Origin of the sequence: Leeuwenhoekiella sp. LLG6367-2.1, assembly GCF_045055775.1 — a bacterium.
Lineage (GTDB): Bacteria > Bacteroidota > Bacteroidia > Flavobacteriales > Flavobacteriaceae > Leeuwenhoekiella > Leeuwenhoekiella aequorea.
This window is the reverse complement of sequence record NZ_CP159331.1, coordinates 348,400-361,884: the sequence shown is the minus strand read 5'-3', so window position 1 is coordinate 361,884 and position 13,485 is coordinate 348,400. Positions and strand designations below refer to the sequence as shown.

The 13,485-nt window shown below is 36.5% G+C and carries 11 protein-coding genes; all 11 read left to right on the top strand.

The window, feature by feature from the left end:
• Positions 1-130 precede the first annotated feature (130 nt).
• The 11 genes from ABVM53_RS01675 to ABVM53_RS01625 all read left to right on the top strand — a co-directional run bounded on the left by ABVM53_RS01675 (position 131) and on the right by ABVM53_RS01625 (position 13,485).
• Positions 131-289 carry a DUF1328 family protein gene (locus ABVM53_RS01675; RefSeq protein ID WP_128757448.1) on the top strand — a complete coding sequence of 53 codons (159 nt, stop codon included), beginning with the start codon at positions 131-133 and terminating at the stop codon, positions 287-289.
• Between the two features lie 24 nt (positions 290-313).
• Complete coding sequence (locus ABVM53_RS01670; protein ID WP_128757447.1) at positions 314-796, top strand: lipocalin family protein; 483 nt, start codon at positions 314-316, stop codon at positions 794-796.
• A gap of 86 nt (positions 797-882) precedes the next feature.
• Entirely contained in the window at positions 883-1,587 is a 705-nt protein-coding gene (locus tag ABVM53_RS01665) for an OmpA family protein (RefSeq protein WP_128757446.1), read from the top strand.
• A 106-nt stretch (positions 1,588-1,693) separates the two neighbouring features.
• On the top strand, positions 1,694-2,818 hold the full coding sequence (locus tag ABVM53_RS01660) for an NAD(P)/FAD-dependent oxidoreductase (RefSeq protein WP_405328734.1): 1,125 nt from the start codon (positions 1,694-1,696) through the stop codon (positions 2,816-2,818).
• Positions 2,815-3,516, top strand: coding sequence for a methyltransferase domain-containing protein (locus ABVM53_RS01655; protein WP_405328731.1), 702 nt, complete (start codon positions 2,815-2,817; stop codon positions 3,514-3,516). Before ABVM53_RS01660 ends, ABVM53_RS01655 begins: the two co-directional genes overlap by 4 nt.
• Positions 3,492-4,559, top strand: coding sequence for a type III polyketide synthase (locus ABVM53_RS01650; RefSeq protein ID WP_405328728.1), 1,068 nt, complete (start codon positions 3,492-3,494; stop codon positions 4,557-4,559). Before ABVM53_RS01655 ends, ABVM53_RS01650 begins: the two co-directional genes overlap by 25 nt.
• On the top strand, positions 4,553-5,359 hold the full coding sequence (locus ABVM53_RS01645) for an enoyl-ACP reductase (RefSeq protein ID WP_405328725.1): 807 nt from the start codon (positions 4,553-4,555) through the stop codon (positions 5,357-5,359). The genes ABVM53_RS01650 and ABVM53_RS01645 overlap by 7 nt, the downstream gene beginning before the upstream one ends.
• A gap of 26 nt (positions 5,360-5,385) precedes the next feature.
• On the top strand, positions 5,386-6,405 hold the full coding sequence (locus ABVM53_RS01640; RefSeq protein ID WP_405328722.1) for a threonine aldolase family protein: 1,020 nt from the start codon (positions 5,386-5,388) through the stop codon (positions 6,403-6,405).
• 261 nt (positions 6,406-6,666) lie between these two features.
• Positions 6,667-10,020, top strand: a complete 3,354-nt coding sequence (locus tag ABVM53_RS01635; RefSeq protein WP_405328720.1) for a DUF2126 domain-containing protein — start codon at positions 6,667-6,669, stop codon at positions 10,018-10,020.
• Between the two features lie 16 nt (positions 10,021-10,036).
• A complete protein-coding gene (locus tag ABVM53_RS01630; RefSeq protein ID WP_405328717.1) occupies positions 10,037-12,595 on the top strand; it encodes a circularly permuted type 2 ATP-grasp protein in 2,559 nt (852 codons plus the stop codon).
• A complete protein-coding gene (locus ABVM53_RS01625; protein WP_405328714.1) occupies positions 12,595-13,485 on the top strand; it encodes a transglutaminase N-terminal domain-containing protein in 891 nt (296 codons plus the stop codon). The genes ABVM53_RS01630 and ABVM53_RS01625 overlap by 1 nt, the downstream gene beginning before the upstream one ends.

The window sequence follows — 13,485 nt, the reverse complement described above, 5'->3', positions numbered from 1 at the left end:
GAAATCCAAATGTGCATTAAAATTTGTTAACTGATTTTAACAGCTTCTAGTTAAACACTATTAATAAATAGAAACACATTCTAGGCTAACATTACTTTTGAATCATTACTAACCAAAAAAATCAAAAATTATGTTACGTTGGACAGTTATATTTATCGTCATTGCTATAATCGCAGCAATATTCGGATTTGGTGGAATAGCTTCAGGAGCTGAGAGCATCGCAAAAATCTTATTCTTTATTTTTATAGTATTATTCTTAATTAGTCTTTTATCAAGATTGTTTAGATAATATAGTACAAACCAAAATTCAATTATGAAAAAAGTAATCACACTGGTTTTAGTTTGTTTAGTTCTTGCATCTTGCGGATCTAGTCAAGTTGTAAAGGAGTCTAGAAAAACTCTTAAAGGCTATTGGAATTTAGATAATATCAATTACAACAATGCTACAGGCATTTATGATGTGACTCTTTTTGGAGACGCATCTTCAGAATGTTTTGTAGGAAGCACTTGGAGATTTATACCGAATAACAATTTTGGTAATTATGAAATCTCAGGTAGTACATGTTCAGATGGTCAGCGTTTCTTCGTATGGAGTATTCCAGAACAAGAAGGCACAACATCATATGATATTTTACTAAAGCCTACAGATGCTAAGATGAAATCTACAATGAACAATGCAGGTTTTAGACTTAACATCAATTACTTATCAGAAAACCAATTGACCTTTACACAAACCGTACAAGTTGATGGAAAACCATTCACAATCGTGATGAACTTTTCTAAAATTTCTGAATAACAATAATTTAATGTAATGCTTTCGATTTAAGTGAATTAACTTAAACTGAAAGCATTATTTTTATGCTAACTAATAATACAATAATTATGAAATCTATATTAAGAAATGTTTCGGTATTAGCTATTGCTATTACTATGCTTACAGGCTGTGAAGCCACTAAAAATGCTAATAATCAGCAAAAAGGTAGTGTAATAGGTGCTGCTGGTGGTGCTATTATAGGTGCGGTTATAGGAAACAACGTAGGTACAAAAGGTGACGGTGGTGCTTTAGGTGCTGTAATAGGTGGTGTTGTAGGTGGTGCTGCTGGTAATGTTATCGGTAAGCGTATGGATAACCAAGCAAAACGTATTGAAGAAGAAATTCCAGGAGCACAAGTAGAACGTGTTGATGATGGTATTATCGTGAACTTTGATGAAAACAGTGGTGTTTATTTTGCTACTGCAAAATATGATATCAATGCAGCCTCTCAACAAACTTTAAATGGTCTTTCTACAGTAATGAAAGAATACCCACAAACTAACGTACTTGTAGTAGGTCATACAGATAGCAGTGGTGCCGCAGAATACAATATGACATTGTCTAAAAATAGAGCACAAGCTGTGACTAACTATTTAACATCACAAGGTATTAGTGCTGGTAGATTTACTACGCAATGGTATGGTGAGGAGCAACCTAAGTATGATAATAATACTGCAGAAGGTCGTTCTAAAAACCGTCGTGTAACGTTAGCAATTGTTCCTAATCAAGAGATGAAGAATGAAGCTATTAAAGAAGCTGGCGAAGGTCAATAATTAAAAGTAATGCACACTTCTGTGTGAAATTAAAATATAAACCTCATTGTAAATTTCTTTACAATGAGGTTTTTTTATGCGCCGGAATGAGTATCTTCAATATGCTTTGAAGAGAATAGAACGAATAGGAATTATAGGTGGTGGACTTGCCGGTTTAACAGCTGCTTTGCATCTAAGTAAGGCCGGTTTTGAGGTGCTTCTTTTTGAAAAAGAAAATTATCCCAAACATAAAGTTTGCGGGGAATATATTTCTAATGAAATTCTACCGTATTGGACTACTCTAGGCGTAAATCCCTTTGAATGGGGAGCAGTGCCAATAACAAATTTTGAATTCACAACTGTTCAAGGTGAGCCCATTGAAGCCGAACTTCCTCTCGGAGGTTTTAGTATAAGTAGATATTTGCTTGATTTTAATTTAATGGCTGCAGCAAAAAAAGCAGGTGTAAGAATAGTGCAAGAGCAAGTGCAATCTGTAGAAAAAAACAACGAAATTTTCAGCCTTCAGACCTTGTTAGGTAACGAATACGAGGTGAATTTAGTTATTGGAAGTTATGGGAAAAGGTCTAATCTAGACAAAGCGCTCCATCGTAGATTTATAACTTTAAAGACTCCGTGGCTCGCTGTAAAAGGCCATTACTCAGGATCTGTAAATAGTAATACCGTGAGTTTACATAATTTTGATGGTGGCTATTGCGGTATTTCTAGTGTGGAGAAGAACAGAATAAACGTGTGTTATATAACACACCTGGATGCTTTTAAGGAACGGTCTAACCTAGAAAATTTTCAAGAGAATGTACTAGAAAGAAATCCGAAATTAAAGGCATTTTTTAAGGAGGCTACACCGCTATTTGAAAAACCATTAACCATAAGTCAAATCTCTTTTGATCACAAGAAGGTTGTAGAAAATCATATATTCATGTGTGGGGATAGTGCAGGTCTTATACATCCTTTATGTGGTAATGGGATGGCTATGGCTGTAAGAGGTGCTCAACTATTATCTGAGCATATCATTAAATTTGATACGGGTAATTGGAGTCGATCACAACTAGAAAGAAATTATGAAAAAAGCTGGAAAAAAGAATTTAATTCCCGATTACAAATTGGGAGTGCGCTGCAAACACTATTTCAAAATAGATTAGCGACACGCTATAGTTTTAAGCTTATACAGAACTTTCCATTTTTGTTAAAATACATAATTAAAGCTACTCACGGCAAACCTGTAAAGAATTGAAAAATAGAAAGCTTACTCCAGAATTAATGGATGACCCTACACTTGATCCTGTAACCCTTCAATCTGCTCTAAAGGATGTTACTTTAGTTAACAAATGGCTGGGAGGTGAACACATTACCGTTGAGGGAATTCACTATTTTATAAATAAATTTCCGCAGGAGAAGTATAAAATTGTAGATCTAGGTTGTGGTGATGGTGCTATGCTTCGAAAAATTGCAAACCATATGCGTGCACAACGTATACAGGTAGAATTAGTAGGACTCGATCTTAATGAAAAGAGTCTTGATCTGGCAAGACAACAATCTAAAGACTATCCTGAAATAGTATATAAAAAACAAGATATTCTACAATTAGAAAGTACCTCTTTTCAATGTGATATTATTATCTCTGTACTTACGATGCATCATTTTACAAATGATGAAATTCTTATATTTCTTAAACAATTTCTAAAGCTTTCTAAGTTAGGCGTGGTAATTAATGACTTACATCGTTCTAAAATTGCGCATATTCTGTTTAAAGGCTTTAGTACTGTATTTATGAAAACACATATAGCCCGGCACGATGGATTGATATCTATTGAACGGGCATTTAGTAAAAACGAATTATTAATGTTTACAAGCAAGCTCAAAGTCGCGTCTTTTAAATTGAACTGGCGATGGGCTTTTAGATATTTATGGATTTTAGAAAAACAGAAGTAAAAGTTACTAGTGTAGGTAAAGCGATTCCTCAATATCATAGGGAAACTCAGGATATAATGCCACTTTTAGACAGTTGGTTAGAAAATCAGGAGGAGCGCTTTCGCAGAAAGGTAAAGAAGATATTTACTAATGCTGCCGTTGATAAGCGGTACAGTATTATGGCTCCGGAAGAGGTGTTTACAGCTTCTTCTTTTGAAGAAAAAAATGAAATTTATTCTAGAGAGGTTATTAAACTTGGAGAAACAGCTTTAAAAGATGCCCTAGAAAAAGCGGATTGGGATGCACAAAGTATAGACTATATCATTACGGTAAGTTGTACTGGAATTATGATTCCGTCGTTAGACGCATATCTTATTAATAAATTGAAGCTGAGACAAGACATTGTTAGGCTTCCGGTCACCGAGATGGGCTGTGCTGCAGGAATTTCCGGAATTTTATATGCTAATGATTTTTTGAAAGCCAATCCCGGTAAACGTGCGGCAGTTATTGCGGTAGAAAGTCCCACAGCTACTTTTCAACTAGATGATTATTCAATGGCAAATATCGTGAGTGCTGCCATATTTGGGGATGGAGGTGCATGTGTATTATTATCCTCTAAAGAAGAAGATAGTGGTCCCAGGATAAAAGATACGGGAATGTATCATTTTTATGATGCAGAACATATGATGGGATTTAAACTTACAAATTCCGGATTAAAAATGATCTTAGACCCGAGTGTGCCAGATACTATTGCGTCGCACTTTCCTTTATTAATAAATCCGTTTTTAGAGAATAATAATCTTTCGATAGAACATATAAATCATTTGATTTTTCACCCTGGCGGAAAGAAAATTGTACAAACCGTTGAAGGCCTGTTTGGTGAGATGGATAAAAATATCGATGATACTAAAGAAGTTTTGAGAGCGTACGGCAATATGAGTAGTGTTACGGTGTTGTATGTATTAGAACGTTTTTTAAATAGAGAGATTGAAAATAGAGAATACGGACTAATGCTTAGTTTTGGACCTGGATTTTCTGCACAACGTATATTGTTACAATGGTAAATTTTGAATTTAACACAAAAGCACATTCAAATTCATGGGCACTTGTTTTAGGCGGTAGTAGTGGCTTGGGCTTTGCTTCAGTTAAAAAACTTGCACAGCACGGGTTGAATATTTGTATCGTACATCGTACAAGAAGAAGTAAACTTGAAGAATTTAATGCTGCTTGCGATAAGCTTAGAGAGCTTGGAGTAAAAATAAGTTGTTTTAATAAAGACGCTCTCCAGGAGGAAACCGTCGAAGAAGTGATCCGTTTTTTTAATGACCGGCAAGCTACTTTAAAATTACTCTTACACAGCATCGCTAAAGGAAATTTAAAACCCATCTATAGTACAGATAAAAGTATAGCAACCCTCACCGGTACAGACTTTCTACTTACTGCAGATGCAATGGCTGTGAGTCTTTATACTTGGGTAAAAGCCTTTGTAGCTGAAAAATTATTTGAAAAAAATAGCAGAATATTGACCTTTACGAGTGAGGGAAGCACAAAACCTTTACCTAATTATGCTGCGGTATCTATGGCTAAAGCTTCGCTTGAAGCTATAATACGTAGTATGGCTTATGAATATGCACCATTATATATAACAGCAAATTGCATACAAGCAGGAGTTACAAATACTGAAAGTTTAAAACTTATTCCGGGAAGTGATTTGTTAATAGATCAAGCATTAGAGCGCAATCCACAAAAGCGATTAACAACACCAGAAGATGTTGCCAATGTGGTTTACCTATTGGCAAAGCCTGAAGCAAACTGGATTAATGGTACAGTGATTCCAGTAGATGGGGGCGAGCACTTAAGATAAATACAAGAAAATTTAAAATATATACTATGAGAATAGATTTGCGTAGCGATACGTTGACTAAGCCATCAAAAGGAATGCTTGAAGCAATGATGCGTGCCGAAGTGGGTGATGATGTTTATAAAGAAGACCCTAGCGTTAATAGACTTGAAGAACATATTGCAGAACTTTTTGGGATGGATAGTGCTTTATATTTTCCTACCGGAAGTATGACTAATCAAGCAGCAATTAAAATTCATACACAGCCTGGCGAGCAGTTAATAGCAGATAAGTATGCGCACGTATATAACTATGAAGGAGGAGGAGTTTCTTTTAATAGTGGTGTGTCTTGCAGGTTACTTGATGGTCATCGTGGGATGATTACCGCAGATCAGGTTGAAGAAAGTATAAATCCTCCAGACTTTTATCACAGTCCATTAACCTCTTTAGTTTGTTTAGAAAATACGACTAATAAAGGTGGTGGTGCTTGTTATGATTTTAGAGAGATTCTTAAAATAAAGAAAGTATGTGAGGACAATGGTCTAGGTTTTCACCTTGATGGTGCACGCTTATGGAATGCTCTTGTGGTAACCGATGAATCTCCTAAAGATTATGGAGCTGCTTTTGATACGATATCTGTATGCTTATCAAAAGGTCTTGGCGCTCCTATGGGATCTGTTCTTGTAGGAAAGCAAAAGTTTATGGATAAAGCAATGCGGGTACGCAAAGTGCTTGGTGGGGGAATGCGTCAGGTAGGTTTTGCAGCGGCAGCAGGTCTTTATGCATTAGAGCATAACTGGCAGCGAATGGATGAAGATCATAAAAAAGCTCAGGAACTTTCAATAGCCTTGATGAAGCATCCCGACGTAGCGCATGTGGAGCCTGTAGAAACAAATATTTTAATTTTTAATCTGAATGCCAATGCAAATGAGTTACAATTCATCCAAAAATTACAAGATGAAGATATTCATATCAGTGCCTTAGGGAAAGGTAAGTTGCGTATAGTAACTCATTATGATTATACAGACCAAATGCATAAAAGATTTCTCGAGTTTTTAAATACACATTAATTGTTAACTAGTAAGGCGAGTAATTTATAAAAGCAGAATGGGTATCCTACCTCTTTCTGCTTTTGTTGTTTTTAATAATATTATTCTGTTTTGATTGATGATATAAGCTTGATAATAGGATTAAATAATAATTGTTGAAAAGTAAGATTGTAGTAAACACTTTTTGAGCCTTTTGGCAATAATTTAGTATCTGTGTGCTATATTTAATATGTGGTTGCTAACTTGGGTTAGGCTACTTAATATATATTAATACAGCATTTTATGGCGTTAAAAGTCGTTATTTCTCATAAAACAAAATATAAGTATGATAAACGTATTTCGCTTTCGCCACATATATTTAGATTACGCCCTGCTCCACACAGCAGAACTCCTATTGAGGCTTACTCCTTAAAAATTAAACCCGAAAATCATTTCTTTAACTGGCAGCAGGATCCATTTGGGAATTATTTAGCACGTGTGGTCTTTCCTGAAAAAACAGATGAATTATCTATTGATGTTGAGATATTAGCCGACTTAAAAACGATTAATCCTTTTGACTTTTTTGTTGAAGAAGCTGTCGAAAATTTCCCGTTTAAATATTCAGAATCATTAAAAAAAGAATTGCTTCCTTATCTTGAAATTACAGATAGCGGACCTCTATTGGCCTCTTTTTTAAAGACTATAGATACAAAAGAGCAATTAACTATTTATTTTTTAATAGGCATTAACAGACACATTAATGAATATCTAGACTATACTGTACGTATGGAACCGGGCGTACAAACGTGCGAGCAAACCTTAGAAAAAAAACTGGGTTCTTGTCGGGATTTTGCCTGGTTACTTGTACAATCACTACGTCACCTCGGGATGGCAGCACGATTTGTGTCGGGTTACCTGGTACAACTTAAATCTGACGAGAAATCACTGGATGGTCCTTCTGGTCCCGAGGAAGATTTTACAGATTTACACGCCTGGGCTGAGGTGTATGTTCCCGGAGCGGGATGGATAGGTCTTGATGCTACTTCAGGACTTTTAGCAAGTGAAGGTCACATACCCCTTGCGTGCACACCATCTTTTGAAAGTGCTGCTCCGGTAGTTGGGTTTTCTGATCCTGCTGAAACTGAATTTGAGTTTGATAATTCGGTGACGCGTATTTTTGAATCTCCCAGAGTTACAAAGCCTTATACAGAAAGCCAATGGAAGGAAATATATGAATTAGGTTTTGAAGTAGAAGAAGAACTACAAAAGAACGATGTGCGCCTCACTATGGGCGGTGAACCTACATTTGTCTCTATAGATGATATGGAGTCTGAACAGTGGAATACTGCAGCAGACGGACCTGAAAAACGTAAACTTTCCGAAGATTTATCAAAAAGGCTACTAGATAAATTTGCCAAAGGAGGAATGTTTCATCACGCTCAAGGAAAATGGTATCCGGGTGAGCCTATTCCGCGTTGGGCAATCGGCATGCATTGGCGTAAAGATGGTGAACCTATCTGGAAGGATGAAGGGCTAATGGCATCATTTACTAAAGAATATGAGCTTCCGCAGGGTATTACTAAAATGTTTCTACAAGACTTGGCCCTTAATCTAGGGGTGCGTTTGGAATATATTATGCCGGCGTATGAAGATGTATTTTATTTTATGTGGGAAGAGGGGCGATTGCCCATGGATGTAGATCCTCTAAAAGGGGATGATACCGCTACATCAGTACGTAACAGACTTAATAAAATATTAGAACAAGGACTTGATAAAAAAATAGGGCATGTTATGCCACTAGCGAATATTAGAGGTAAATGGGTTACCAATGCTTGGGAATTTAGACAGAAAAAATTGTTTTTAATACCTGGCAATTCTCCCGTCGGTTATAGATTACCTCTTAATTCCCTAATTGAAAATCCAGAAACCCCTTCTCAGGATATCGCAGAACCAGATTTATTTGATAAACGCAAACCCTTTGGTGCTTACGGTGAAGCTTTAAATAAAAGACGAAATAAAAAAACAGAAGTTTCTAAAAGTAAGATAGATTATAGAGCAGATAAAAAAGAGAAGAATCCATTTGCACGCACAGCTATTTGTGCTGAGGTACGAGAAAAGAAATTGTATCTTTTCTTACCGCCACTTGATGATGCAGAGACTTTTCTAGATCTTATCGCCTCGATAGAGACTACCGCAAAGGCACTTAATGTGCCTGTTCTAATTGAAGGCTATGAACCTCCAAGAGATATTCGGTTAGAAGTTTTAAAAGTTACGCCAGACCCTGGAGTGATAGAAGTAAATGTTCACCCTTCTAAAAACTGGAGTGAATTAACAAAAACGACCCTTACGTTGTATGAGGAAGCAAAAAAGAGCCGTTTAGGTACTGAAAAATTTATGCTTGATGGCAAGCATACCGGTACCGGTGGTGGTAATCATGTTACTTTAGGAGGGACAACACCTGCCGATAGTCCGTTGTTACGAAGACCCGATATGCTAAGAAGTTTATTAACGTTCTGGCAGCATCATCCTGGATTATCGTATTTGTTTTCTGGAGGATTTATAGGATCTACCAGTCAGGCGCCGCGAGTAGATGAAGGTAGAGCTGAAAATCTTTATGAATTAGAAATTGCCTTCAATCAAATTCCGGAAGGGGAAGAGGTTCCTTACTGGTTAACAGATCGATTATTTAGGCATTTGCTCACAGATATAACGGGTAATACACACCGTGCTGAGTTCTGTATAGATAAATTGTATTCACCAGATTCGTCATCGGGACGTTTAGGCATTTTAGAATTACGCGCCTTTGATATGCCACCACATCCACAAATGAGTCTTATGCAAATGTTGCTGGTGCGCACACTGGTCTCTTGGTTTTGGAAAGAGCCTTATAAGCATAAATTAGTTCGATGGGGTACACAATTGCACGATAAATTTTTAATGGAGCACTATGTAAAAGAAGATATAAAAGATATCGTAAATCAGTTAAATACTGCTGGTTATCCATTTAAATTGGATTGGTTTGATCCGTTTTTTGAATTTAGATTTCCGTTGTATGGCCTTGTAGATATTAAAGAGATGCAGATAGAATTGCGAGCTGCTATTGAACCCTGGAATGTGCTTGGTGAAGAAATGACAGGAGGAGGTACTGCACGTTATGTAGATTCTTCACTTGAGCGTGTACAGATAAAAATCTCAAACTTTAATGATGAGCGTTATGTAGTAAGTTGCAATGGGGTTAAAGTTCAGCTCAGTAAAACTGAAGTAAAAGGAGAATATGTGGCCGGAGTGCGGTATAAAGCATGGGATCCTTGGTCGGCATTACATCCTACTATAGGAGTAGATACGCCCTTAGTATTTGATGTGGTAGATTTATGGAATCAGCGATCAATAGGTGGTTGTACGTATTTTGTGTCTCATCCCGGTGGAAGAAGTTACGAGACTTATCCTATAAACAGCTTAGAAGCAGAATCCCGACGCATTAATAGATTTTGGGAGATGGGGCACACGCAAGGCACAATTAATCCTTCGGAAACTGAGCCGGTTACCGGGACGGTTACACGAAGCTTTAAAACAACAAGTTCTGAAAAAGCCTTCAACTTTAAAGAAATTCCTGTAAATCCCGAATTTCCACACTTATTAGATTTGAGAAAAAAATAACTATAGAACCCTAACTATGACCGAAGCTAAAAATGCTTGGTTTTCAAAATACTTTACAGACAATACCTATGACGAGATGTTTACAGCAGATCTTGATGTTAAAGGGGATTGGAACAAGCTATTAGAAAATTTTAAAGATATAGGTGTTGATGGTCTCACGCAGCGACAAAATGATATAAACTGGTTACTTGAAGAAAATGGTGTAACCTACAATGTTTATAATGATCCAAACGGACTAAATAGACCGTGGAATCTTAATGTAGTTCCGTTTTTGCTAGATTATAAGGAATGGCAACTTATTGAAAAAGGACTTAAGCAACGGGCAGATATTTTAGACAGAGTTCTTAAAGATATTTATGGAGACCGTAAATTAATTAAAGAAGGTATTGTCCCACACGAGGTGATTTATGGTCATCGTGGGTTTTTAAGGCAATGTGATAAAATTCATTACAAAATAGATAGACATCTATTACTATATGCCGCAGATTTGGCGCGCGGTAGTGACGGTAGAATGTGGGTGGTAAATGATAGATCCCAAGCACCTTCTGGTATGGGTTATGCTTTAGAAAATAGATCTACCGCCAATCGTGTTTTTTCAGATGTCTTTGCAGATATGAATATTAAAAGGCTGTCTGAATTTTTTAAAGAATTCAACGAGCTACTTATTGAAGCATCTCCCGAAAAAATCGAAAATCCTAACATCGTTATTTTAACACCAGGATCTCATAATGAAACCTATTTTGAACACGCTTATTTAGCATCTTTTTTAGGTTACCCATTAGTGCAAGGCAATGATCTGGTTGTTAGAGACGGTTTGTTATATATGAAATCACTCAAGGGTCTTAAGCGCGTACACGTGGTTTTGCGCAGAGTAGACGATGTTTTTGCAGATCCTTTAGAGTTACGCGAAGATTCTCATCTGGGTGTGGCGGGTTTGCTCGATGTTGTAAGACGGCAAAACGTAGCAGTAGTAAATCCCATTGGTAGCGGAATTCTTGAAAACCCGGGGTTAATACCTTTTATGCCTGCTATTTGTCAATTTTTTTTGAAGGAAGAATTAAACCTTCCGCAAATCGCATCTTGGTGGTGTGGTCAAGAAAAAGAACGCAAATTTGTACTTGAGAATTTAAACAAGTTGGTTATTAAGCCTATAGATCGTACAAATAGAGAACACATTCACTTTGGAGAATTGCTTTCAGCTATAGAATTAGAAGCATTAAGAATAGAAATAGAAAAGAAACCTTACCACTTTGTAGCTCAAGAACATATAAGTTTTTCTACAACTCCTAATTATAGTAAAGGAAATTTTGAACCCCGTAATATGGTTGCCAGAACCTTTACAATGGCTGGTAAAACGGGGTATAATGTTATGCCCGGTGGTCTGGTACGCGTAGCCCCAGAGCGGGATAACATTAGAGTTTCCAATCAACGCGGCGGTACCAGTAAGGATTTTTGGATTATAGGAAATTCTAAAACAGATGAGCAACCGAGTTTTAACTGGAATAGAAAATCTGCAGTTTCAGTAAGTGGTCTTGATGACTTGCCAAGTTTAACTGCTGAAAATTTGTATTGGGCAGGAAGGTATGTAGGCCGAACACTTGTAAACGCGCGATTTCTGCGAATGGTTCTTAAACAAATAAGTGCTCCTGAAGCGCATGCGCAACAGAATACAACCAATGGAAAGTTAGAAGTTCTTTTTAAGGCGGTCACACAAATAACCGGAACCTTTCCGGGGTTTATGAAATCTGACACAACTCAATTATCAAGTGATCAAATTCTTGCGGAGTTGACAGCAGTACTATTAGACCGAAACAGAGTAGGAAGTTTGGCTAATACGATGAGTATGTTTAGCAATTCGTATTATTCTATACGCAATTTATGGAGTAGTGATATGTGGCGGGTATTTGAAAATATTCAGAAGATATGGCGTAATCTGGAAGGTGAAAAAAACCTAACGGTTACTAAGTTGATTCGCGCTTTAAATCAGCTAATCACTCGGTTAATTGCTTTTATGGGACTTATTGAAGAAAGTATTATGGTAGATCAAGGATTGCTTTTATACTTTATAGGACTGCAACTGGAGCAAAGTATGCTTACCATAACTAAATGTCGTGCTCTACTGGTAATTAAACAATCTAGTCAAACGGAATATGAAATTCTAGAATCTCTTTTAAGTAGTCACGAAAGTCTTAATATCTACAGATATAGCTATCGTTCCTATATACGCATAGAACCGGTTATAAGTTTGTTGTTGATGGATTTACATTATCCCAGATCTTTAGCTTTTCATCTAGGCAGGTTACAAAAAGATATTGCTCGTTTACCACATTCAAAAAAATCTGATGTGCTTATGAATTACGAAAAATTTGTATTTGAGGCTTTTTCAAGTTTGCGTCTGGCAAGTTCAGAAGCATTGGCAAATTCCAATACAGATGGTTTGCTTAGAGAAGAACTTGATAATTTATTAGAAAAATTAAGTGACCTTTTGTTTAAAACTTCACAATCAATATCCAATACCTATTTTAATCATACCTATAAACAAAGTCAGTTAGTAGATCAAAATTTTCCTATATAATGCTCTATTCTATTTCGCATACCACAAAATACGATTATGATGCGCCCGTAAGTTATTGTCATAATATTGCGGTGTTGAAGTCTAGACGTTCACTTGGGCAAGAATTACTTGAGTATAAAATTCACATAAGCCCCGAAGCTGATGAAATTTCAGAGCGTGTAGATTTTTTTGGTAACTATATCACTCGGTTTTCAATACAGAAAGAGCATACCCAATTAAAAGTTACAACTGTAAGTAAAATACGGCGGGAATATGAGCAATTTAAGAATGATTTTAGATCAGATGTTTGTTCAAAGATATCCTTAGATCAAGCTAAGAAATCATTATTAAAGACAGAGCCAGATATATTAGAAGCAAAACAATTTGCTTTAGAGTCTATATTCATAAAAAAGACAGACGAAGCTATTTCTAATTATGCAAAGGAAAGTTTTAAACCCAATCGCTCCATATTTGAAGCTGCGGAAGAATTAATGCAGCGTATATATATTGATTTTGATTTTGTTTCCGGCTTCACGAGTGTATCTACTCCTATTAATGAAGTGATGAGAAATAGAAAAGGAGTATGCCAAGATTTTGCTCAGATAGCCATTGCCTGTATCAGATCTGTGGGATTACCAGCACGATATGTAAGTGGTTATATTGAAACAATACCTCCAGCAGGACAAGAAAAATTAGTCGGAGCAGATGCGAGTCACGCTTGGTTTTCGATATTTATTCCCACCTTTGGATGGGTTGATTTTGATCCCACAAACAATCAAATCCCTGGAGATCAACATATAGTAGTAGGCTGGGGTCGTGATTATTATGATGTGCCACCATTAAAAGGAGTTGTTTATGGCAGCGGAAAAAGTAAACTTAATGTAGAAGTAGATATCTCTAGAGTTCTTTAA